A 22,027-nucleotide genomic window follows, 5' to 3' on the forward strand; every position below is an offset into this window, starting at 1 on the left:
GCGGTGGCGGCCGCGGCGATTCCGCCGGTCACAGGAACGGCTGACGGCGGGCACAGTCCGCGCACAGCGTGGGGCCGCACCGTGGATCGCACCGAAGGATCTCGTTAGGAGCACCACGATGACCACACCGCAGGCACCGTCCACACCGGACCGGACGTGGGGCGCCGCGCCCGCACCGGGCACGCCGCCGCGGGCGGGCTGGTCCCCGGGCAAGAAGATCGCGGCGGGCGCCGTCGCGGCCGTGATCGTGGCCGGCGGGGGAGCGGCGGTCTGGGCCGCTTCGTCGTCCTCGGCGGCCACCGGCACGGCCGCGGGGCCGGGCGGCATGAACGGCGGTCCGGGCGGCAGCGGCGGCCTGGGTTCGGCCCTGCACGGCGAGTACGTGTCCTCGGACGGGAACGGCGGCTACGTCACGAAGCTCATGCAGACGGGCGAGGTGACGGAGCTGAGCGCGACGTCGCTGACGGCGAAGAGCGACGACGGCTTCTCGAAGACGTACACGATCACGTCGGCGCAGGCGACGGGACTGGCGACGGGCGACACGATCACGGTGGTGGCCACGGAGTCGGGCACCACGGCGACGGCGACGTCGGTGACCGAAGGCCAGACGGGCGCCCAGCCCGGCGGTGGTCAGGGAACCCCGCCCACCCGGACCGGCTGACGGCGTGGCGGCGCCGGGGGGTCAGCGGCGGTCGTAGTCGACCGCGACCTCCGGGGTCGTCGCCCTCGACCGGCACGTCAGGATCCGGTTCGCCGCCGCGTCGTCCTCCGTCAGGGCGTAGCGGACGTCCATCTCGACCTGGCCGTGCAGCAGCGTCGCCTGGCACGTCCCGCACGCGCCGCCCGTGCACGAGTACGGGACCTCGAAGCCCGCGCGCAGGGCCGCGTCCAGGACCGTTTCCCCGGCGGCCGCCGGAATGGACGTCGTCCGGCCGCCCAGGGTCACCGCCACCGCGGCCGGGGCGCCCGCCGGGTCGCGCAGCGGGGCCGCGCCGCGGAACAGTTCGAAGTGGACGTTCTCCTCCGGGACGTCCGCGTCCGCCAGCGTGCGGCGGGCCAGATCCGTGAGGCCCCGCGGGCCGCACAGGAACCACTCGTCGACCTTCGCCGGGTGCAGGCGGTTCTGCAGGAGCGCGCGCAGCCGCGTGCCGTCGAGGCGGCCGCGCTGGTAGCGCTCGTGGGAAATGGCCAGTGCTTCGCCGACGACGTCGAACTGGCGGGGCCGGTGCGCGTGCAGGTCCGGGTCGCGCTCGTCGGTGCGGTAGTGCACGACGTGCAGGCGGCCGCCGAAGCCCTCGGCCAGTGCGCTCAGCTCCCGCGCGAACATCGTGGTCGCGCCGGAGGTGTTGACGTACAGCAGCGTCGCCTTGCTGTGCGGCTCCGCCGACAGCGTGCTGACCAGGATGGACAGCACCGGCGTGATGCCGCTGCCCGCGGCCAGCGCCACGTAGTGCGCGGTCCGCGCAGGGTCCGGGGTGTGCGTGAACCCGCCCGACGGCGGCAGGACGTCGAGGAAGTCGCCCTCGGCCAGCGCCGTGGTCGCGTGGCTCGAGAACGCGCCGCCGGGACGCCGCTTCACCGCGATCCGCAGCTCACCGGACGTCGCGGGCGCGCAGATCGAGTACGTCCGCCGCACCGGCAGCCCGTCGAGCACCGCGCGGACCGCCACGTGCTGGCCGGGTGTGAACCGGAACTCGTCCTTGAGCTGCGGCGGGACGTAGAACGTGAGCGCGACGGCGTCCGCGGTCAGCTGCCGGACTTCGCGCACCCGCAGCCGGTGGAAGCGGCTCGGGCCGAGCGGCGGCGAGGCCGGAGCGGGCACCACGACCTCGGGTTCGGTTTCGAGCCCGGCCGCCGCCAGGTACTCCGCCGCGGTCAGCTCGCGGCCCCACGCGGTGCTCAGCGGGACGTCCCTGGTCAAGTAGGCCTCGCGGTTCTCCAGCCAGACCCGCCGGTACCGGTGGAACGGGACGGCGGGGTGCAGGTGGTGCACCAGGTGCAGGTTCTGGGCGAGCAGCACCGGGGTCAGCAGCCGGTCGAGCCCGACGCGCACCCGGGTGGTGCCGAAGCGGCCCTCCGGTCCCGCGGCGGGCAGGCCGTGGTGCGGCAGCCAGCCGAACGACCACGCGAGCAGGCCCAGCCCGAGCCGCTGCGGCAGCAGGTACACCAGCACCAGTTCGACGCCGTGGCCGCTCGTGACCAGTGCCGCCGCGGCCGTCAGCGCCGTGGCCAGCACCACCAGCGTCTCGGCCAGCTCGTGCGGTGGCCGCGACCGCAGCCGGGCGAAGTAGCAGCGCGCGTAGGAGATGTCGAGGGTCAGCCAGCGCAGCGGCAGCTGCCAGCGCGGGCCCCGCGAGGTCCACGCGTCCGGGTCGGCGTGCGCCGAAGCGTTGGTGTGGCGGTGGTGCAGCCCGTGGACGAACCGCAGCGAGGGGAAGGAGGCGTAGGCCGCGACGAACGGGACCGCCAGCCGCCCGAGCACCTCGTTGACCCAGGTCAGCTTCCCCGCCGAGTGGTGGGCCGATTCGTGGACCACGGTGTACATCGCGAAGGTGACCACGGTGTTCAGCAGCACGGTCACCACCGCCGGCACGAGTCCCGCCAGCAGCAGCCACGTCGCGGTGGCCCACACCGCCGCGCCGCCGGCGAACAGCAGCAGCGCCGGCACCGAGACGGCGGGCAGGCAGACGCGGGGCGCGGGCACGACGGCGCGGGCCGTCCACTCCCCGGTCGGCGCCACGGCGACCCGGCCGTGCTGCTGGGTGAGGGCGACGGGCATCGAGTGGTCTCCTCGGTCGAGAAGCTCCTGGCGAGGCGGGAGTCACCGTAGACAACCCTGACCGGTTTGTAAACGTTCTGGCAGGCTCCGAAAAAAGGGGCCCGCCAGCGGAACGTTAGCGGTGGGTAAGCTCGCCCTGTGAAGGCCGTCACCCCCGTCGCCCCGGCGCGCACCCGCGAGCGGCTGCTGGCCGCGGCCGCGGCCGTCATCGCCGCGGACGGCTGGGCCGCCGTGACGATGGGGAAACTGGCCGCGCGGGTCGGGGTGAGCAGGCAGACCGTCTACAACGAACTAGGCTCGAAGGCCGAGCTCGCCGAGGCGCTGATGCTCGACGAGACCGACCGCTTCGTCGAGCGCGTGCACGCCGACGTCGCCGCGCACCCGGACGACCCGATCGACGGCGTCACCGAGGCCTTCCGGCACACCCTCGAAGCCGCCCGCGCCAACCCGCTGATCGAGATCGCGCTCGGCGGCGCGCAGGGCGGCCGCGACGACTTCCTCCCGCTGCTCACGTCCCAGCCCGAGGCGGTGCTGGGCCGGGCCGTCGACGCCGTCGCCGCGGTGTTCGCGGGCGCCTACCCCCAGGTGCGGCTGACCCCGTCGGAGTGGGCGGTCGCGGTCGAAGCCTTCGTCCGGCTGCTGCTCTCCCACCTGGTGCAGCCCAGCGGCTCGGCCGAGCACGCGAGCGGCCAGATGCGCTGGGTGATCGGCCGGATGCTCGGGTCGTGACGCCGCAGGTGGCCCCCGCCCCGGCGGCGCGGGCCACTGGCCTAGACTCGGACCTCCCGGTCTGCAGGTGACCGGGGCCATTTCCGCAGGATTGTCCTACACAATCGTTACCGCTCGAGGAGAAGACCTTGAAGAGCACCGTCGAGCAGCTGAGCCCGACGCGAGTCAAGATCAATGTCGAGGTGCCGTTCGACGAGCTGAAGCCGAACTTCGACCGCGCCTACCGCAAGATCGCCCAGCAGGTGCGCATCCCGGGCTTCCGGCCCGGCAAGGCGCCCGCTCGCGTCCTGGAAAGCCGGATCGGGCGCGGCCCGGTGCTCGACGAGGTCGTCAACGAGGCCATCCCGGCCAAGTACATCGAGGCCGTTCGCGAGAACGAGGTCCGCACGCTCGGGAACCCCGAGTTCGACGTGACCAAGCTCGAAGACCGCGACGTCCTCGAGTTCACCGCCGAGGTCGACGTGCGCCCGGAGATCGAGCTCCCCGACCTCGAAGGCTTCGCGGTCACCGTCGACGACGTCGAGCTGACCGACGCCGAGGTCGACGAGCAGCTCGACGAGCTGCGCGCCCGCTTCGGCACGCTGACCGGCGTCGAGCGCCCGGCCGAGACCGGCGACTTCGTTTCGATCGATCTGGCCGCGACCGTCGACGGCGAGGCCGTCGAGGAGGCGAGCACCACCGGGCTGTCCTACGAAATCGGCTCCGGCCAGCTCGTCGACGGCATCGACGAGGCCATCGTGGGCGCGAACGCCGGCGAGACCAAGACGTTCACCACCCAGCTCGTCGCCGGTGAGCACGCCGGCAAGGACGCCGAGGTGACCGTGACGGTCCAGTCGGTCAAGCAGCGCGAGCTGCCCGAGGCCGACGACGAGTTCGCCCAGATGGCGAGCGAGTTCGACACCATCGAGGAGCTCAAGGGCGACCTCCGCGAGCGCCTCGGCCGCGTCAAGAAGATGCAGCAGGGTGTCCAGGCCCGCGACAAGGTGCTCGACGAGCTCCTGGAGCGCACCGAGGTGCCGATCCCGGAGAAGGTCCTCGACGCCGAGATCGAGAACCGCAAGCACGACGCGATCCACCCGTTCGATCACGACGAGGCCCAGTTCGCCCAGGCCCTCGAGGCCGAAGGCCGCACCCTCGAAGAGTTCGACGCGGAGACCCGCACCGAGTCGGAGAAGGCCGTCCGCACGCAGCTGCTGCTGGACACCATCGCCGACAAGGAAGAGGTCTCGGTCAACGACGGCGAGCTCACCGAGCGGATCATCTACCAGGCCCAGCGCTTCGGGATCAGCCCGGACGAGTACGTCCAGCGCGCCCAGCAGTCGGGCCAGCTGACCGCGATCTACGCCGACGTCCGGCGCGGCAAGGCCCTCGCCTCGGTGGTCCGCAAGGCCGCCGTGACCGACGGCTCCGGCGCCGAGGTCGACCTCACCGAGCTGTTCGGCTCGGACGAGCCGGCCGCCGACGAGGCAACCCAGGAGACGCAGGTCACCGACGAAACGGCGAAGACTCCGGCGGAGTGAAGCTGTGAGCGAACTTGGGCGGTGTCAGGCATTCTGCACCGCCCAAGTTCGTTAGGGTCGGATACAAGATCTCAAGCATCTGAAACGACAGCGGTGGCCGTCAGCACCGGGCCGCCGCCGGCGAAAAGGCAGGCAGACGTGACGCAGCACACGCCCGAGGCGCGGTCCGGCACCGCAGGGCTCACCCTCACCGACTCGGTGTTCGAGCGGTTGCTCCAGGAGCGCATCGTCGTCCTCGGTTCCGAGGTGAACGACGAAGTCGCCAACCGGATCACCGCGCAGCTGTTGCTGCTCGACGCCGACGACGCCGAATCCGACATCCGCTTCTACATCAACTCGCCGGGTGGCTCGGTCACGGCAGGGTTCGCCATCTACGACACCATGCAGCTGATCCGCCCGGACGTCGCGACGTACGCGATGGGCATGGCGGCCTCGATGGGGCAGTTCCTGCTGTCCTCGGGCACACCCGGCAAGCGCTACTCGCTGCCGCACGCGCGGATCCTGATGCACCAGCCCTCGGCCGGTGTCGGCGGTACCGCCTCGGACATCGCGATCCAGGCGGACCTGTTCAACAAGTGGAAGCGCGAGCTGGCCCAGATCACCGCGGACCAGACCGGGCAGACGGTCGAGCAGATCATCGCGGACGGCGACCGCGACCGCTGGTTCACCGCGCAGGAGGCGAAGGACTACGGGTTCGTCGATCACGTCCTCACCCGCGACATCGCCCGTCCGGCCTCGAACTGAGCGCGAAGTACACACAGGAGAGTCGATCATGAGCAACTTCAGGCTCCCGGGTGACTTCCGGGCACCGGCCGTCCCCCAGTCGCGGTACATCCTCCCGTCGTACGTCGAGCGCACCAGCTACGGCGTCAAGGAGTCGAACCCGTACAACAAGCTGTACGAAGAGCGCGTCATCTTCCTCGGCGTGCAGGTGGACGACGCGTCGGCCAACGACGTGATGGCCCAGCTGCTGCACCTCGAGCACGAGGACCCGGACCGCGACATCCTGATCTACATCAACTCGCCGGGTGGCTCGTTCACCTCGCTGATGGCGATCTACGACACCATGCAGTTCGTCCGCCCGGACATCCAGACGTACTGCCTCGGCCAGGCCGCCTCCGCGGCCGCCGTGCTGCTGGCGGCCGGCACCCCGGGCAAGCGCTACGCGCTGCCCAACTCGCGGGTGCTGATCCACCAGCCGGCCACCGAGGGCACCTACGGCCAGGTCTCCGACCTGGAGATCCAGGCGAACGAGATCCAGCGGGTGCGGCGCCAGATGGAGGTCATCCTGGCCAAGCACACCGGCAAGGACGCGGACCAGATCCGCAAGGACATCGAGCGCGACAAGATCCTGACGGCCGACGAGGCCAAGTCCTACGGCATCATCGACGAGGTCTTGCCGTACCGGAAGGCGTCGGCGCTGTAGATCCGCCAGGCCGGTGTGTGTCGAGAAGACGACACACACCGGCATCCTGGTTTAGGGTCGTCCTCTGACGTGCTCCCGGAGCTCGTGGGTGTTCCCGCTCGCGGCATCGGACGGGTACCGTCAGTGGCAATGCGTGCGGCTCCGCTCGTTCACGGGTGGCCGGGGCCGCACCGTCGCAACACAGTCAGGCGCGGAAACCCGCGCCGGAGGGGACGAGGTCACAGGCCATGGCACGGATCGGTGACGGCGGAGACCTGCTGAAGTGTTCTTTCTGCGGGAAGAGCCAGAAGCAGGTGAAGAAGCTCATTGCCGGCCCCGGGGTCTACATCTGCGATGAGTGCATCGACCTCTGCAATGAGATCATCGAGGAGGAGCTGGCCGAGGCCGGCGACGTCAAGCTCGACGAGCTGCCCAAGCCCGCCGACATCCACGAGTTCCTCGAGCAGTACATCATCGGTCAGGAAGACGCCAAGCGGACGCTCGCGGTAGCGGTCTACAACCACTACAAGCGGATCCAGGCGGACGACAAGGCCGGCCCGAAGGACTCCAAGGAGGAGTCGGTCGAGCTCGCGAAGTCGAACATCCTGATGCTCGGCCCCACCGGGTGCGGCAAGACCTACCTCGCGCAGACACTGGCGAAGCTGCTGAACGTCCCGTTCGCGATCGCGGACGCCACGGCGCTGACCGAGGCCGGGTACGTCGGCGAAGACGTCGAAAACATCCTGCTCAAGCTCATCCAGGCGGCGGACTACGACGTCAAGCGGGCCGAGACCGGGATCATCTACATCGACGAGGTCGACAAGATCGCCCGCAAGAGCGAGAACCCGTCGATCACCCGTGACGTGTCCGGCGAGGGTGTCCAGCAGGCGCTGCTGAAGATCCTCGAGGGCACCACCGCGTCGGTCCCGCCGCAGGGCGGCCGCAAGCACCCGCACCAGGAGTTCATCCAGATCGACACGACGAACGTGCTGTTCATCGTGGCCGGCGCGTTCGCCGGGCTGGAAAAGATCATCAACGAGCGGGTCGGCAAGCGTGGCCTCGGCTTCGGCGCGGAGATCCGCACGAAGTCCGAGATCGAGGAGAGCGACGTCTTCTCCGACACCATGCCCGAGGACCTGATCAAGTTCGGGCTGATCCCGGAGTTCATCGGCCGGCTCCCGGTCGTGGCGACGGTGAACCACCTGGACAAGGACTCGCTGGTCAACATCCTGACCCAGCCGCGCAACGCCCTGGTGAAGCAGTACAAGAAGCTCTTCGAGATGGACAACGTCGAGCTCGAGTTCACCAAGACCGCGCTCGAGGCCATCGCCGACCAGGCGGTCCTCCGGGGTACGGGTGCCCGAGGGCTGCGCGCCATCATGGAAGAGGTGCTGCAGCCGGTCATGTACGACATCCCGAGCCGCGACGACGTGGCGAAGGTCGTCATCACCGAGCAGACCGTCCGGGAGAACGTGAACCCGACGATCGTCGCCCGGCAGCCGACTCGGCGCGCGCGCAGCGAGCGCGGCGAAAAGTCGGCCTGACGCCGGCCGTCTCCGGGCCCGCACGGGCCCGGAGACCGACAGGAAAAGCTGAATGACTGCTGATTCTTTCCCGGGTACCGGGGGCACTGCCCCGGGCGGTGGCGTGCAAGCGCCGCCGCCACCGGCCCCGGCCACCGAACCGGTGGCCGCCGGGCCGGTCCTCGGGTTCCGCGAGCTGAGCGAGCGCGTGATCGCGTCCGTGTTCGAGCGGTACCCGTGGCTCAACCGCGTGCTGATGGGCGTGCTGGCCGTGTGCACCGGCACCTGCGTCGTGGCCGTGGTGTCCCGGCTGTCGCCGTTGCCGCTCCTCCCGGTGCCGTTGTTCCTCGTGGGCGGTTACGGGCTGTGGCAGGCCCGCGGCGCGACCGAACGACGTCAGCTGGTCAACTGGGTGGTTCTGTTCGCGCTCGCGACCATGGTCGGCTTCTGGCTGATTTCGGTCGTCGGCCGCTGGGTGGAGTGAAAACCCGCCGACCGGATCGTTTGACGCCGTGAGCGCGTGGGTATGCAGCCCCCGTGGTAGATGCCCTCAGACCGTTCCGGCATCCGGCACTTCTCTACCGTGGTGACGCTGAGTACCTCGATGGTGTCATTCCGTTCCTGCTCGAAGGTATCGACCGCGGCGAGCCCGTGGTCGTCGCGGTTCCCTCGCGCAACCTCCTGCTGGTCGAGAAGGCTTTGGATCGCCGGGCGGGCGAAGTCCGGCTGATCGACTTGAGCCGCGCGGGCCGCAACCCCGGCGCCATCCTGCCTTCCATGCTGCGCGCCCTCGCCGCCGAGCACGAGGGCCCGGTGCGGATCGTCGGCGAGCCGGTCTGGGCCGGCCGCACGGACGCCGAATACCCGGCGTGCGTGGAGCACGAGGCCCTGATGAACCACGCTTTCGCCGGCCGTGACACGGCGGTGCTGTGCCCGTACGACGTCGAGGCGCTGACCCCGTCGATGCTGGCCGACGCCGAGCGCACCCACTCCGAGCTGTGGGGCCTGGCCGGCCCGTTCGTGAGCCCGCGCTTCGACCCCGACGCCGTCCGGGCGGAGCTGAGCCGCCCGCTGGAGCCGCCACCCGGCGCGGCGGAGCGCACGTTCGACATCGCCCAGCTGGCCGCACTGCGGGGCTACGCGGAGCTCTGGGCGGCCCGCCACGGCCTGCGCCGCCCGCGCCGCGACGACTTCACGCTGGCGATCGCGGAGCTGACGACGAACAGCGTCCTCTACGGCGGTGGCACCGGCGTCCTGCGGCTCTGGGCGGCGGGGGACGAGGTGGTCGGCGAGGTGACCGACGCGGGCACGATCACCGACCCGCTGGCCGGCCGCATCCCACCCCCGGCGTCGACCCTGGGCGGCCGCGGGCTGCTGCTGGTGAACCGGCTGGCCGACCTGGTCCGCACGTACTGGATCCCGGGCCGCACGACGACCCGGGTCCACTTCCGTTGCGGCTGACACCGGACCCTGCCGGGGCGGCCTGTGTCAGTCCGCGCGGGGGACGTGCTTGCCGAGGAAGCTGATCAGGCTCGGGACCACCGTCCGGTTGAACGGGTCGCCGTGCTTGCCGTGCGCGGTGTGGGCGACCGCCGGGCGGGCCGCGTCGATGTAGCGGCGGACGCCGGTGATGAACGAGTCCTCCGTGCCGCACCAGATGCCGTTGGCGACGCCCTTGGTCTCGTCGATGTGGCGCAGCGGGTCCAGCGCCGTCCAGTCCTGTACGTCGGGGAAGATGTGGCGCTTGGCCATCTCCGGCCACGACGTGATCAGCGCCGGGGCCAGCGTCGCCACCGCGGCCGGCGGCTGGCGCCGTTCGACGCGGCGACGGGTGTAGACCAGGGCGCCGAAGCCGCCCATCGAGACGCCCGTGCACGCGAACGGCAGGCCGGCCGGGCCGGCGAAGCCGCGGGCCCGCAGCCACTGCGGGACCTCCTCCAGCAGCATCGCCATCGGGTCGTCGCCCGGGTGGACCTGGTGCCAGTAGTTGTCGCCGCCGTCGACGGCCACGAAGCCGAACGACGGGACCGCCTTGCGGGCGACGTCGCTGGCGAGCTGCTTGAGCGTGCCGGTCGGGGCCGCGCTGCGGGCGTTGCCGTGCAGGCCGTGCAGCACGAGCGACATCGGCAGCCCCTTCGGCGGGGTCTTCGACGGCAGGATGAACACCAGGTCGACCATCCGGCCGCGCGCGGCGGAGTAGACGCGCTCCACGCGGGTGCTGCCCAGTTGGGTCGTCGGGTTCGACGACGTCACGCCCAGCGTGCGCTGCAGGGCCTGGCTGAACGGCAGCTTGCCGGTCGCCGTGCCCACGGCCAGCCCGGTCACGGCCAGCCCCGACGCACCCGCGATCAGCACCGAGCGGCGGCTCAGCCAGCGCCGCGCGCCCTGGACCGCCGCCTCCGCGACCGCCTTCGCGGGCTGCGGCTGGTCCCCACCTGCCGCGCGCTCCGCGTCCCCGTTTTCCTCGTTCACCTGTCTCCGTCCCCCGCCTGCTGCTCATAGGACGCCGCGCACCCGCTCCGCGTTCCCCTCGCGTCCCGCTCGCCGGGTTAGTCGTTCCCACCCTGCCCGGCGTTTCCGGTCCGCGCACGCCAAGCCGCCTTCGCGGCATCGGTCGAGTGCTCGGCCCGGTCCACAGTGTCCCCGAGACCCACCGCGAGGGTGATGCCGAGGGGTATCAAAATGTGGTCTATGCCCTGTTCGCCGGGCCCGAAGTGCCCGGACGCCTCCAGGGTGACGAAGCCGTGCAGCGCGCTCCACAGCTGGGCGGCCGCCTGGTACTTGTCCGCGGGCCGGAAGCGGCCGGCCTCGATGGCCCGTTCGGTGGCCCGGACGATGTGCTCGAAGGCCTCCAGGCCCTCCGGAGCGGCTTCCCGGCCTTCTTCGGTGGTGAGGTCGGACAGCGTCGCCCGCTTGCCGCCCGGGGCGGACTGGCCGAACGTGACCGCGAACAGCTGGGGCTGCTCGGCGACCGCCTGCCGGTAGGTGCGGGCGAGGCTGAAGATGTCCGCCACCGGGTCGTCGGTCTCGCCGACCCCGGCCAGCCACTCCGAAAGCCGCAGGAAGCCGGCGCGCGCGACCTCGTCGACCAGCGCGGCCATGCCGCCGAAGTGCGTGTACACCGCCATCGTCGAGACGCCGACCTCCGCCGCCAGCTTGCGGGCCTGCAGGGTCTCCGGGCCGCCGTCGTCGAGCAGCCGGATGGCGGCCTCGACGAGCTTGGCCTTGACGTCGGACGCACGCGGTTTGGGGCTCATGCTTGCCAGTATCCCATAACCCTGTTATACCTGTATCCATAACCGAGTTATGGAAGTCGCGGAGGGGTCACGCAATGGGCAACAAGTTCCTCGAGGGAAACTTCGCCCCGGTCAGCCGGGAGCACACGATCACCGAGCTCGCCGTCACCGGGCACATCCCCGAGTTCCTCGACGGCCGCTACCTGCGCAACGGCCCCAACCCGCTGTCCGAAGTGGACCCGGCGGCCTACCACTGGTTCATGGGCGACGGCATGGTCCACGGCGTGCGCCTGCGCGACGGCAAGGCCGAGTGGTACCGCAACCGCTGGGTCCGCAACGAGTCGGTCAAGGCGACGCTGAACGGCGAGGACGCGAGCCGGTTCTGCGGCCTGGACGCGCTCGGGGCCAACACCAACGTGATCGGCCACGCCGGCAAGACGCTCGCGCTGGTCGAGGCGGGCGCGCCGATCTACGAGCTGACCGACGAGCTCGACACCGTCGGCCGCTGCGACTTCGACGGCACGCTCCCCGGCGGCTACACCGCCCACCCCAAGCGCGACCCGGGCACCGGCGAGCTGCACGCCGTCTCGTACTTCTTCGGCATGGGCAACAAGGTCCAGTACTCGGTGATCGACGCGGCCGGGCGCACCCGCCGCACGGTCGACGTCGAGGTGACCGGGTCACCGATGATGCACGACTTCTCGCTGACCGAGAAGTACGTCGTCTTCTACGACCTGCCGGTGACGTTCAACGCCGGGATGGCGGTGGCGACCGGCGTGCCCGGTGCCCTGCGCACCCCGGCGAAGCTGGTGCTTTCGGCGATGGTCGGCAAGGTCCGCGTGCCGGACCCGGTGTCGGCGATGATGGCGAACAAGATCGGGGCGAACGGCGGCCTGCCCTACCGCTGGAACGAGAAGTACCCCGCGCGGATCGGCGTCATGCCGCGAGACGGCCAGAGCCGCGACGTCCGCTGGTTCGACGTCGAGCCGTGCTACGTCTTCCACCCGCTCAACGCCTACGACGACGGCGACAGCGTCGTGCTGGACGTCGTGCGCCACCCGAAGATGTTCGACCAGGAGCTGCACGGCCCGGGCGAAGGCGGCCCGACGCTCGACCGCTGGACCGTCGACCTCAACGCGGGCAAGGTCCTGGAGGAGCGGCTCGACGACCGGGGCCAGGAGTTCCCGCGCGTCGACGAGCGGCTCGTCGGCAGGCACCACCGCTACGGCTACGCGATCTCGACCGACGGCGAGGCGAACCCGGGCAATTCCCTGTTCAAGCACGACTTCCGCACGGGCTCCCGCCAGGAGCGCGCGTTCGGCGGCGGACGGCAGCCCGGCGAGTTCGTGTTCGTCCCGTGCCACGAGGACGCGGCCGAGGACGACGGCGTGCTGATGGGGTTCGTGTACGACCCGGCGTCCCAGCGCAGCGACCTGACGGTGCTCGACGCGGGAACCCTGGAGACGGTGGCGGCGATCCACCTGCCCGACCGCGTGCCCCACGGTTTCCACGGCAACTGGGTCGCCTCCTAGATGTGATGTCCAGGGACCGCTTCGCCCACCGAAGACCGCCGCGAAGTGGGCCGACCGTTACCGCGCCGAAGGCTGCGCGGGCCGCACCGGCCGGGCCCGGCCTGGACCGCCGGCCGGCTCGGCGGCAAGCCGCCGGTCACCCGGCTGACCGACCGCGTGCCCCACGGTTTCCACGGCAACTGGGTCGCGTCCTAGACCAGCACCCGGTGGTCGCCGGTGTAGAGGTTCATCGAGTCGCCGCGCAGGAAGCCGATGAGCGTCATGCCGTTCTCCTCGGCCAGCTCGACCGCCAGTGACGACGGCGCGGACACCGCGGCCAGCAGTCCGATGCCCGCCATCGCGGCCTTCTGCACCAGCTCGAACGACGCGCGCCCGGACACCAGGAGGCCGTGGCCCGGCGCGGGGATGCGGTCCTCGAGGACGGCCCAGCCGAGCACCTTGTCGACCGCGTTGTGCCGGCCGACGTCTTCGCGGACGACCGCGAGCTCGCCGTCCGGGGTGAACAGCGCCGCCGCGTGCAGGCCGCCGGTGCTGGCGAACACCTTCTGCCGGGCGCGCAGCGCGTCCGGCAGGGCGGCCAGCGTCCCGGTCTTCACGGCGAAGGCCGCTTCGGCGGGGGAGAAGCGGGTCTTGAGCTTGACCGCGTCGAGCGCGGCCTTGCCGCAGACGCCACACGAAGAGGTGGTGTAGAAGTTGCGCTCGACGCCGGTGTCCGGCGGGGCCACCCCGGCGGCCAGCGCGATGTCGAGGACGTTGTAGGTGTTGCGGCCCTGGTCGTCGACGCCGTCGCAGTAGCGCGCCACCGCGATGTCTTCACGGCCACCGATCACGCCTTCCGACAGCAGGAAGCCGTGGGCCAGCTCGACGTCGTTGCCCGGGGTGCGCATGGTGACGGCCAGCGCCTTGCCGCCGACCCGCAGCTCGAGGGGCTCTTCGGCGGCGAGCGAGTCGGGACGGCGCCGGTCCCCGGTCGCGGAAATCCGCCGCACCGGCCTGCGCACGGTCACCCTGCCCATCCGTTCACCCTTCTCCGCCCGGAAGTTTGACACTCCACTGGTGCAACGCCGGGTATTTAGTAATACATTCCCTCCATCATCCCCCAGAGTACGGAGGGAACAGGATGGCTCTCGGCTTCCTGGACCGTTCCCGGATCGTGGCACCCCCGGGCTGGACCCGCTGGCTGGTGCCGCCGGCGGCCCTTTCGGTGCACCTGTCGATCGGGCAGGCCTACGCGTGGAGCGTGTTCAAGACCCCGCTCGAGAAGACGATGCACCTCAACGGTACGCAGAGCTCGCTGCCGTTCCAGCTCGGCATCGTCATGCTCGGCCTGTCGGCGGCCTTCGGCGGCACGCTCGTCGAGAAGAACGGCCCGCGCTGGGCGATGTTCGTGTCCATGTGCTGCTTCGCCAGCGGATTTCTCATCTCTGCGCTGGGCGTGGCCACCGGCCAGTTCTGGCTGGTCGTCCTCGGCTACGGCGGGATCGGCGGCGTCGGGCTCGGCATCGGCTACATCTCGCCGGTGTCGACGCTGATCAAGTGGTTCCCGGACCGCCCGGGCATGGCCACCGGCATCGCGATCATGGGCTTCGGCGGCGGCGCGCTGATCGCCTCACCGTGGTCGTCGTCGATGCTCGGCAGCACGCCGACCACCGGCACCATCGCGACGGCGTTCCTGGTGCACGGCATCGTCTACGCGCTGTTCATGTCGATGGGCTGGCTGCTCGTGCGGGTGCCCGCCGACGACTGGAAGCCGGCCGGCTGGGAGCCGAAGACCGACCACGGCAAGGCGATGATCAGCACGGCGAACGTCTCGGCCGCCAACGCGATCAAGACGCCGCAGTTCTGGTGCCTGTGGGTCGTGCTGTGCTTCAACGTCACCGCGGGCATCGGGATCCTGGAGAAGGCGTCGCCGATGATCGTCGACTTCTTCAAGAACACCTCGACCCCGGTCGGCACGGCCGCGGCGGCGGGCTTCGTCGCGCTGCTGTCACTGTTCAACATGCTCGGCCGGTTCGTCTGGTCGTCCACTTCGGACCTGGTCGGGCGCAAGAACATCTACCGCACCTACCTCGGCGTCGGCGCGGTGCTGTACCTGGTGATCGCGCTCACGGAGAACTCGTCGAAGCTCGTGTTCATCCTGTGCGCGATGGTGATCCTGTCCTTCTACGGCGGCGGGTTCGCGACGGTCCCGGCGTACCTGAAGGACCTCTTCGGCACCTACCAGGTCGGCGCGATCCACGGCAGGCTGCTCACCGCGTGGTCGGTGGCCGGCGTGCTCGGCCCGCTGATCGTCAACCGGATCGCCGACAGCCAGAAGGCGGCGGGCAAGTCCGGCCCGGCGCTGTACGAGCTGTCCTTCTACATCATGATCGGCCTGCTGGTGGTCGGCTTCGTGGCCAACGAGCTGGTCCGGCCGGTCAAGGAGAAGTACCACGAGCCGGTCGCCGCGGCCGCGAGGAGTGAGGCGTGATGAGCGAGCCTTCGACGTCGAAGCCCAACCGGACCCCGCTGATCGTGCTGACCTGGGCGTGGGTCGTGCTGCCGTTCGGGTACGGCGTGTACCAGCTGTTCCTGAAGCTGGTACAGCTCTTCGGATGAGCAACGGAGTTCTCGTCACCGGCGCTTCCCGCGGCATCGGGCGCGCGGTGGCCACGGCGTTCGCGGCGCGGGGTGACCGGGTGGCCGTCCACTACGGACACCGCGCCGCGGATGCCGAAGAAACGCTTTCGCACCTGCCCGGCTCGGGGCACCTGCTGATCAGCGGCGACCTCGCCGACCCGGAGGCGGCGCGGCGGATCGCCGACGCCGCCGAGGCCGGGCTCGGCGGGGTCGACGTGCTGGTCAACAACGCCGCCGTCGCGACGTCGGCGGAAACCGCGCACCCGGTCGGCGAAGTGTCCTACGTGGACTGGCAGCGGATCTGGCGGCGCACCCTCGACGTCAACCTCGTGGGCGCCGCCAACCTGAGCTACTGCGTCGCCCGGCACCTCATCGGGCGCGGCGCGCCCGGCCGGATCGTCAACATCGGGTCGCGCGGGGCGTTCAAGGGCGAGCCCGACCACCCGGCGTACGGCGCGAGCAAGGCCGCGCTGCACTCGCTGGGCCAGTCGCTCGCCGTCTCCCTCGCGCCGCACGGCATCTCCGTGACCTCGGTCGCGCCCGGCTTCACCGCCACCGAGCGGGTGGCGGACCGGATCGACGACGCCCTGCGCGCGCAGAGCCCGTTCGGCCGGGTCGGCACGCCCGAGGAGATCGCCGCGGCCGTCGTCTACCTGGCCTCCGCCGAGGCGACCTGGGCGTCCGGCGCGATCCTCGACCTCAACGGCGCCTCCCACCTGCGCATGTGACCTGCCTCACGCGTGCAGCAGCCGGCGCGCGGGACACGTCGGTAGGGGCGTGCACCCACTGGGCAAGATCGTCGTCTCCGGGCTGGCGCTGGTCGTCTTCTGCGGCACCGCGTACGGCTACGTGAACCTCCAGGCCCTCGACGAGGTCACGCGCGACAGCGTGATCGACGCCGACGGCGGGACCGCCCCCGGGGAGCAGCCCGCCGACGGCTCGCTCGACGTCCTGCTCGTCGGCCGGGACGCCCGCACCGACCCGCAGGGCAAGCCGCTCTCGCCGGACGTGCTGCGGGAACTGCGGGTCGGCCCCAACGGCGACGACCTCACCGACACCCTGATCGTGCTGCGGATCCCGAACGGGACGAAGCAGGTGAAAGCGTTTTCCATCCCGCGCGACAGCTTCGTGTCGATGCCCGGCGGCAAGGGCAAGATCAACGCCGCCTTCGGGCGCGCGAAGGCCGCCGAGGCGCGGCGGCTGCGTACGGCGGGCGAGACCGACAAGGCGAAGATCGACCAGGGCGCCCTCACGGCCGCGCGCCGCGCGACGCGGCAGGCCGTCGAGGACCTCACCGGCGTCAAGATCGACCACTTCGCCGAAGTCAACCTGCTCAGCTTCTCCGAGATCAGCAAGGCGATCGGCGGTGTCGACGTCTGCCTCAACGCGGCCACCCAGGACCGGAACTCGGGCGCGGACTTCCCGGCCGGGCGGCAGCGGATCTCGGGCGCGGACGCGCTCGCCTTCGTCCGGCAGCGCGACAACCTGCGCGGCGGGGACTTCGACCGCGTCCGGCGCCAGCAGGTCTTCCTCGCCGGGCTGGCGCGGCAGGTGCTCTCGGCGGGCACGCTGGGCGACCCGGGGAAGCTCTCGGGCCTCATCGACGCGGTGAAGCGTTCGGTGGTGCTCGACTCGTCGTGGAACCTGCTCGACTTCGTGTCCCAGATGCGCGGGGTCAGCGGCGGCGGCATCCAGTTCGAGACGATCCCCGTCGTCAACCCGGACTACCGCTACGACCCGGCCGACCGCCGGCTGACGGCGGTGCAGGTCGACCCGGCCGCGGTCAAGGCGTTCGCGGCGAGCCTGATCGGGCCGGTCGCGCCGCCGCCGTCCCGGGGCCAGGGGCCGGGCCCCACCGTCGACGTCACCAACGCGGGCCCGCGGGAAGGGCTCGCGGCGCGCGTGTCCGGTGTGCTGCGCGACAACGGGTTCACCCCCGGCGCGACCGGCAACACGGCCACGCGGCGGACGTCGCTGGTGCGGTTCGGCGCCGACCTGAAGGACCGCGGCGACGAGGTGGCGAAGGTGCTGGGTGGGCTGACGACGCAGGTGTCGACGGACGTGCCCGCCGGGCACATCGAGGTGGTGCTCGGCACGGTGTACGCGGGTCCGGGCGCGGCGGGCGGCGGGGGTGCCCCGGCGGCCGGCGACGACCCGATCACGTCGAGCGGGGTCGTCTGCGTGAATTGACGGCACCCGGCGCCGGATTTCGTGAAATTGCGTGAAGATTTTCCGTAACGCCCGAAAGGTTGTTTCCCGCCGACCGGACCACGGCGGACCACGGGGGTGACTGGTCTTGACGCACCCTGCCTGGTGAGGCAGGGTGCGGTGACCATCAGCGGCAACGCCGCGAGACGGACCGGAAAAGATCACCGGACCGGTGGTGAACCGGAAAGTCGATTTCGAGAAATACGGAAAGTCCGGAACTTATGCGCTTCAGCGTTGCCCGCGGAGGGTGGCTCCTTCCGGTTATCGCTTCTGCCGTTTTGTGTGCCGGGTGCCAGTCGGCGTCCGCCGCGGCGCACTACCCCGAGTCGATCGACGCCTGCAAGCTGCCCGGCGCGGACACCCGCGACCGGCTGGCCCCGGGCACCGTCGAAGTCCCGCCGGACTCGGTCAAGACGGCCGACGCCAAGGTCGTGCCGCAGGACCGCTCGACCGAGGGCAACGAACTCACCGGCTGCAAGCGCCTGTTCGCCCGCGACCTCGGCGGCGGGAAGCCCAACATGCAGGACTACCGGGTCGTCACGATCGCCGTCGTGCGGTTCACCGACGCCGACACGGCCAACGCCGCGTCCCAGGCCACCCAGCTGATGACCGACGCGCTGGGCGACCACTCGGGCGTCCGGCTCGCGACCGGCGTCGGCGACGAGGCCGGCTTCTCCGAGCAGTGGGCCGCCGTCCGCTCCGGCAACGTCGTACTGGGCATCGCCATCGCCGACGGCGGCACGGAGGCGGCGCTGATCCGCCCGGCGGCCCTCGACGACGTCCAGGCCGTGGTCACCGAGATGACCGGCACCCTGCAGCGCGACTACCGCGGCTGAGGCGTTGCGCCCGCGGCGAAACCCGCTGACGGCGGCGCGCGCCTCCGGCATCCTCCCGAAGGACCGGGAGGGGAGCGAGTGGCCGGAACGCGGGGCGGGTTGTGGCGGCACCGGGACTTCCGGCTGCTGTGGGCGGGCGAGACGACCAGCAAGCTGGGCAGCAACGTCACGACCGTGGCCCTGCCGCTGGTGGCGGTGCTCGTGCTGCACGCCGGCCCGTTCACGGTGGGCCTGCTCGCGGCCGCGGCCTGGGTGCCGTGGCTGGTGCTCGGCCTGCCGGCCGGCGCGTGGATCGACCGGCTCCCGCACCGGCCGGTGATGCTGTGCTGCGACGTCGTTTCGGCCGCGGCGTCGGCCAGCGTCCCGGTCGCGGCCTGGCTCGGCGTGCTGAGCGTGGGGCAGCTCGGGGTCGTCGCGCTGCTGACCGGGTCGTGCGGCGTCCTGTTCGGCACCGCTTACCGGGTCTACCTGCCGGTCCTCGTCGCCCCGGCGGACCTGCCGGAGGGCAACGCGAAGCTGCAGGGCAGCGAGTCCGTCGCACAGATCGCGGGGCGCGGCCTGGCGGGGGTGCTCGCCCAGTGGGCGGGCGCGGTGGCCGGCCTGCTCGTCGACGCCGTGACGTTCCTGGTCTCCGCGGGGTGCCTGGCGGCGATCTCGGTGCGGGAACCACCCCGGCCGGCGGGGCGGCCGCGGACCACCCTGCGCCGGGAGATCGCCGACGGGCTGCGGTGGGTGGCCCGTGACCGGTACCTGCGTTCGCTGGCCGTGTTCAGCGCGGTCGCCAACACCGCGCTGACCGGGTACCAGGCGATCAACGTCGTGTTCTTCGTGCAGGTGGCCGGGGTCCCGCCGGGCGCCGTGGGCATCCTGGTGGCGGCACCGGGAGCGGGCGGCGTGCTGGGCGCGGCCGTCGCGGTCCGCCTCGCGCGGCGCTGGGGGAGTGCGCGGAGCCTGCTCGCGGTGGTGGTCGTGTTGACGCCGTTCGGCCTGCTCATCCCGCTGGCCGGCCCGGGACCCGGCCTGGCCCTGCCGGTGGTGGGCGGCGTTGCGATCGGCGCGGCGGTGGTGGCGGCGAACGTCCTCGCGGCGGGCTTCCGGCAGACGTACCCGCCGCCGTCGGTCCGCGGCCGGGTCATCGCTTCCGGCAGCCTGCTGGCCAACGGCGCGAGCGCGGTGGGCGCGCTACTGGCCGGCGGTCTCGGTGCGCTGGCCGGACCGCGGACGGCGGTGTGGGCGATGCTGGGCGTGCTCGCGGTGGCGGTGGTGCTCGTCGTCGCCGGTCCATTCCGGACCCGCCGCGACTTCCCCGCCGCTCCACCGCGAGTGCGTCAGGGCTGAGGTTCGAGGCGCACCACGATCGCCTTCGAGACCGGGGTGTTCGACTTGTCCGCCACCGAGTCCAGCGGGACCAGCGCGTTCGCCTCGGGGAAGTACGCCGCCGCGCAGCCGCGGGCCGTCGGGTACGCCACGGTGCGGAACGCCGGGGCGCGGCGGTCGCCGTCGCGCCACTCGGAGACCAGGTCGACCATGGCGCCGTCGGCCAGGCCCAGCTCGGCCAGGTCGTCGGGGTTGACCAGCACCACCCGGCGGGCGTTCTCGATGCCGCGGTAGCGGTCCGAGAGGCCGTAGATCGTGGTGTTGTACTGGTCGTGGCTGCGCATCGTCTGCAGCAGCAGCCGGCCCTCGGGCACCTGCGGGTACTCCAGCTCCGACACCGTGAAGTTGCCCTTGCCGTTGGCCGTGCCGGTGAACTCGCGGGAGTCGCGCGGCGCGTGCGGGAGGACGAACCCGTCCGGCTCGCGGACGCGGCGGTTGTAGTCGTGGCAGCCGGGCACGACCCGCGAGATGCGGTCGCGGATCAGGTCGTAGTCGGTCTCGAAGGTCCGCCACGGCACCGCGTGGCCGGCGCCGAACAGCCGCTCGGCCAGGCGGGCGACGATGGCGACCTCGGACAGGAGGTGCTCGCTCGCCGGCTTGAGGCGCCCGCGCGAGGTGTGCACCTGCGACATCGAGTCCTCGACCGTGACGAACTGCTCGCCGCTCGCCTGGACGTCGCGCTCGGTGCGTCCGAGCGTCGGCAGGACCAGCGCCGTGCGGCCGTGGACGACGTGCGACCGGTTCAGCTTCGTCGAGACGTGCACGGTCAGCGAGCACGACTCGAGCGCCTTCTCGGTGGCGTCCGTGTCCGGCGTCGCCGACGCGAAGTTGCCGCCGACGGCGAAGAAGACCTTGCCGCGGCCGTCGCGCATCGCGCGGATCGCGTCGACGGTGTCCAGGCCGTGCTCGCGCGGGACGTCGATGCCGAACTCCGCGGCGAGGGCGTCCATGAAGGACTGCGGCATCTTCTCCCAGATGCCCATGGTCCGGTCGCCCTGGACGTTCGAGTGCCCGCGCACCGGGCACAGGCCCGCGCCGGGCTTGCCGATCATCCCGCGCATCAGCGCCAGGTTCGCGATCTCGGAGATCGTCGGCACGGCGTGCTTGTGCTGCGTCAGGCCCATCGCCCAGCAGTAGATCGTGCGCTCGGAGGAGGCGATCATCCGCGCGACGCGCTCGATCTGCTCGCGCGGCAGCCCGGTGGCGCGCTCGACCTCCGGCCAGTCGATCTCCCGCAGGTGCTTCGCGTAGTCGTCGAACCCTTCGGTGACGCGCGCGACGAACTCGCGGTCGACGATCGCGCCGGGCGCTTCCTCGTCCCACTTGAGCAGCAGGTGCCCGACGGCCTGGAACAGCGCCAGGTCGCCGCCGAGGCGGATCTGGGCGAACTCGTCGGCCAGCGGCGTGCCCTTGCCGACGACGCCGCGGACGTTCTGCGGGTTCTTGAACCGCATCAGCCCGGCTTCGGGCAGCGGGTTCACGGCGATGATCCGCGCGCCGTTGCCCTTGGCCTCTTCGAGCGCCGAGAGCATCCGCGGGTGGTTGGTGCCCGGGTTCTGCCCGACGACGACGATCAGGTCCGCCTTGTGGATGTCGGCCAGGCTCACCGAGCCCTTGCCGACGCCGGTGGTGGCCGACAGCGCCGCGCCCGAGGACTCGTGGCACATGTTGGAGCAGTCCGGCAGGTTGTTGGTGCCGAAGGAGCGCACCATCAGCTGGTAGAGGAACGCGGCCTCGTTGCTGGTGCGGCCCGAGGTGTAGAAGAACGCCTCGTTCGGGTCGGTCAGCGCTTTCAGCTCACCGGCGACGAGCTCGAACGCGTCGTCCCAGGAGATCGGTTCGTAGTGCGTGGCGCCTTCGCGCAGCACGAACGGCTCGGTGATCCGGCCCTGCTGGCCGAGCCAGTAGTCGGTCTTGCCCCGCAGGTCTTCGATCGGGTGCGCCGCGAAGAAGTCGCGGTCCACCCGCCGTTTCGTGGCTTCCTCGGCGACGGCCTTGGCGCCGTTTTCGCAGAACTCGGCGAGCTTGCGCTTCTCACCGTCGACCTCACGCGGTTCCGGCCACGCGCAGCCGGGGCAGTCGAAGCCCTCGCGCTGGTTCAGCAGCCGCAGCGCCTTGATCGTCCGGCCGGTGCCCATCTGCTCGACGCTGCGCGCGAGCGAAACGGCGACCCCGGGTATCCCGGCCGCCCAGCCCTTCGGCTTGCCCACCTCGAGGCGGGTCTCGTCCACGTCCTGCGCCGGCGCTTCACGGGTCATGTGTT

General features: G+C 71.4%; 20 protein-coding genes. 15 read left to right on the plus strand and 5 right to left on the minus strand.

What is annotated here, in order from left to right; all coding sequences use genetic code 11:
* Positions 1 to 118 precede the first annotated feature (118 nt).
* Positions 119 to 661 (plus strand): hypothetical protein, encoded by a 543-nt coding sequence (locus MUY14_RS03150; protein ID WP_247020592.1) that lies wholly within the window; start codon positions 119 to 121, stop codon positions 659 to 661.
* A 21-nt stretch (positions 662 to 682) separates the two neighbouring features.
* Here MUY14_RS03150 and MUY14_RS03155 read toward each other — a convergent pair whose 3' ends face one another.
* Positions 683 to 2,779 (minus strand): fatty acid desaturase, encoded by a 2,097-nt coding sequence (locus tag MUY14_RS03155; protein WP_247020594.1) that lies wholly within the window; start codon positions 2,777 to 2,779, stop codon positions 683 to 685.
* 138 nt (positions 2,780 to 2,917) lie between these two features.
* Here MUY14_RS03155 and MUY14_RS03160 point away from each other — a divergent pair, with 138 nt between their 5' ends.
* From MUY14_RS03160 to MUY14_RS03190, 7 genes are all read left to right on the plus strand, one after another.
* On the plus strand, positions 2,918 to 3,508 hold the full coding sequence (locus MUY14_RS03160; protein ID WP_247020596.1) for a TetR family transcriptional regulator: 591 nt from the start codon (positions 2,918 to 2,920) through the stop codon (positions 3,506 to 3,508).
* A 128-nt stretch (positions 3,509 to 3,636) separates the two neighbouring features.
* A complete protein-coding gene (gene tig, locus MUY14_RS03165) occupies positions 3,637 to 5,028 on the plus strand; it encodes a trigger factor (protein ID WP_247020598.1) in 1,392 nt (463 codons plus the stop codon).
* Between the two features lie 138 nt (positions 5,029 to 5,166).
* On the plus strand, positions 5,167 to 5,772 hold the full coding sequence (locus MUY14_RS03170) for a ClpP family protease (RefSeq protein ID WP_247020600.1): 606 nt from the start codon (positions 5,167 to 5,169) through the stop codon (positions 5,770 to 5,772).
* A 28-nt stretch (positions 5,773 to 5,800) separates the two neighbouring features.
* Positions 5,801 to 6,454, plus strand: coding sequence for an ATP-dependent Clp protease proteolytic subunit (locus tag MUY14_RS03175; protein ID WP_247020602.1), 654 nt, complete (start codon positions 5,801 to 5,803; stop codon positions 6,452 to 6,454).
* A gap of 227 nt (positions 6,455 to 6,681) precedes the next feature.
* The gene (clpX, locus tag MUY14_RS03180; protein ID WP_004562779.1) at positions 6,682 to 7,977 is read left to right on the plus strand and encodes an ATP-dependent Clp protease ATP-binding subunit ClpX; all 1,296 of its coding nucleotides are present in this window, start codon (positions 6,682 to 6,684) and stop codon (positions 7,975 to 7,977) included.
* A gap of 52 nt (positions 7,978 to 8,029) precedes the next feature.
* Positions 8,030 to 8,440 carry a hypothetical protein gene (locus MUY14_RS03185; RefSeq protein WP_247020604.1) on the plus strand — a complete coding sequence of 137 codons (411 nt, stop codon included), beginning with the start codon at positions 8,030 to 8,032 and terminating at the stop codon, positions 8,438 to 8,440.
* A 53-nt stretch (positions 8,441 to 8,493) separates the two neighbouring features.
* The gene (locus MUY14_RS03190; protein WP_247020606.1) at positions 8,494 to 9,417 is read left to right on the plus strand and encodes a sensor histidine kinase; all 924 of its coding nucleotides are present in this window, start codon (positions 8,494 to 8,496) and stop codon (positions 9,415 to 9,417) included.
* Positions 9,418 to 9,444: 27 nt separating this feature from the next.
* Here the strand turns inward: MUY14_RS03190 and MUY14_RS03195 are convergent, their stop codons facing one another.
* Positions 9,445 to 10,326: an alpha/beta hydrolase family protein gene (locus MUY14_RS03195; protein ID WP_247025042.1), complete on the minus strand. Its 882-nt coding sequence runs from the start codon at positions 10,324 to 10,326 to the stop codon at positions 9,445 to 9,447.
* Between the two features lie 179 nt (positions 10,327 to 10,505).
* Entirely contained in the window at positions 10,506 to 11,213 is a 708-nt protein-coding gene (locus tag MUY14_RS03200) for a TetR/AcrR family transcriptional regulator (RefSeq protein WP_247020608.1), read from the minus strand.
* A gap of 74 nt (positions 11,214 to 11,287) precedes the next feature.
* Here MUY14_RS03200 and MUY14_RS03205 point away from each other — a divergent pair, with 74 nt between their 5' ends.
* Entirely contained in the window at positions 11,288 to 12,724 is a 1,437-nt protein-coding gene (locus MUY14_RS03205; protein ID WP_247020610.1) for a carotenoid oxygenase family protein, read from the plus strand.
* Positions 12,725 to 12,915: 191 nt separating this feature from the next.
* Here MUY14_RS03205 and fdhD read toward each other — a convergent pair whose 3' ends face one another.
* Positions 12,916 to 13,740, minus strand: a complete 825-nt coding sequence (fdhD, locus tag MUY14_RS03210) for a formate dehydrogenase accessory sulfurtransferase FdhD (RefSeq protein WP_247020612.1) — start codon at positions 13,738 to 13,740, stop codon at positions 12,916 to 12,918.
* Positions 13,741 to 13,844: 104 nt separating this feature from the next.
* On the opposite strand from fdhD, the gene MUY14_RS03215 reads away from it, so the two are divergent.
* From MUY14_RS03215 to MUY14_RS03235, 6 genes are all read left to right on the plus strand, one after another.
* Positions 13,845 to 15,194: an OFA family MFS transporter gene (locus tag MUY14_RS03215; protein WP_247020614.1), complete on the plus strand. Its 1,350-nt coding sequence runs from the start codon at positions 13,845 to 13,847 to the stop codon at positions 15,192 to 15,194.
* The gene (locus MUY14_RS46755; RefSeq protein ID WP_264086341.1) at positions 15,194 to 15,322 is read left to right on the plus strand and encodes a hypothetical protein; all 129 of its coding nucleotides are present in this window, start codon (positions 15,194 to 15,196) and stop codon (positions 15,320 to 15,322) included. The genes MUY14_RS03215 and MUY14_RS46755 overlap by 1 nt, the downstream gene beginning before the upstream one ends.
* Complete coding sequence (locus tag MUY14_RS03220; RefSeq protein WP_247020616.1) at positions 15,319 to 16,071, plus strand: SDR family NAD(P)-dependent oxidoreductase; 753 nt, start codon at positions 15,319 to 15,321, stop codon at positions 16,069 to 16,071. Before MUY14_RS46755 ends, MUY14_RS03220 begins: the two co-directional genes overlap by 4 nt.
* Before the next feature lie 49 nt (positions 16,072 to 16,120).
* Positions 16,121 to 17,533 carry an LCP family protein gene (locus MUY14_RS03225; protein WP_247020618.1) on the plus strand — a complete coding sequence of 471 codons (1,413 nt, stop codon included), beginning with the start codon at positions 16,121 to 16,123 and terminating at the stop codon, positions 17,531 to 17,533.
* Between the two features lie 296 nt (positions 17,534 to 17,829).
* Positions 17,830 to 18,387 (plus strand): hypothetical protein, encoded by a 558-nt coding sequence (locus tag MUY14_RS03230; RefSeq protein ID WP_247020620.1) that lies wholly within the window; start codon positions 17,830 to 17,832, stop codon positions 18,385 to 18,387.
* A gap of 78 nt (positions 18,388 to 18,465) precedes the next feature.
* Complete coding sequence (locus MUY14_RS03235) at positions 18,466 to 19,725, plus strand: MFS transporter (protein ID WP_247020622.1); 1,260 nt, start codon at positions 18,466 to 18,468, stop codon at positions 19,723 to 19,725.
* On the opposite strand, the gene MUY14_RS03240 is transcribed toward MUY14_RS03235, so the two are convergent.
* On the minus strand, positions 19,716 to 22,022 hold the full coding sequence (locus MUY14_RS03240) for an FdhF/YdeP family oxidoreductase (protein ID WP_247020624.1): 2,307 nt from the start codon (positions 22,020 to 22,022) through the stop codon (positions 19,716 to 19,718). The genes MUY14_RS03235 and MUY14_RS03240 overlap by 10 nt on opposite strands.
* Positions 22,023 to 22,027 lie beyond the last annotated feature (5 nt).

This window comes from Amycolatopsis sp. FBCC-B4732 (genome assembly GCF_023008405.1).
GTDB classification, from domain to species: domain Bacteria; phylum Actinomycetota; class Actinomycetes; order Mycobacteriales; family Pseudonocardiaceae; genus Amycolatopsis; species Amycolatopsis pretoriensis_A.

Bases quoted from the DNA above. Each gene is read 5' to 3' on its own strand.
- MUY14_RS03150 (WP_247020592.1), top strand. From the start codon at position 119: ATGACCACACCGCAGGCACCGTCCACACCGGACCGGACGTGGGGCGCC.
- MUY14_RS03155 (WP_247020594.1), bottom strand. From the start codon at position 2,779: ATGCCCGTCGCCCTCACCCAGCAGCACGGCCGGGTCGCCGTGGCGCCG.
- MUY14_RS03175 (WP_247020602.1), top strand. From the start codon at position 5,801: ATGAGCAACTTCAGGCTCCCGGGTGACTTCCGGGCACCGGCCGTCCCC.
- clpX (WP_004562779.1), top strand. From the start codon at position 6,682: ATGGCACGGATCGGTGACGGCGGAGACCTGCTGAAGTGTTCTTTCTGC.
- MUY14_RS03185 (WP_247020604.1), top strand. From the start codon at position 8,030: ATGACTGCTGATTCTTTCCCGGGTACCGGGGGCACTGCCCCGGGCGGT.
- MUY14_RS03200 (WP_247020608.1), bottom strand. From the start codon at position 11,213: ATGAGCCCCAAACCGCGTGCGTCCGACGTCAAGGCCAAGCTCGTCGAG.
- MUY14_RS03205 (WP_247020610.1), top strand. From the start codon at position 11,288: ATGGGCAACAAGTTCCTCGAGGGAAACTTCGCCCCGGTCAGCCGGGAG.
- fdhD (WP_247020612.1), bottom strand. From the start codon at position 13,740: ATGGGCAGGGTGACCGTGCGCAGGCCGGTGCGGCGGATTTCCGCGACC.
- MUY14_RS03215 (WP_247020614.1), top strand. From the start codon at position 13,845: ATGGCTCTCGGCTTCCTGGACCGTTCCCGGATCGTGGCACCCCCGGGC.
- MUY14_RS46755 (WP_264086341.1), top strand. From the start codon at position 15,194: ATGAGCGAGCCTTCGACGTCGAAGCCCAACCGGACCCCGCTGATCGTG.
- MUY14_RS03220 (WP_247020616.1), top strand. From the start codon at position 15,319: ATGAGCAACGGAGTTCTCGTCACCGGCGCTTCCCGCGGCATCGGGCGC.
- MUY14_RS03240 (WP_247020624.1), bottom strand. From the start codon at position 22,022: ATGACCCGTGAAGCGCCGGCGCAGGACGTGGACGAGACCCGCCTCGAG.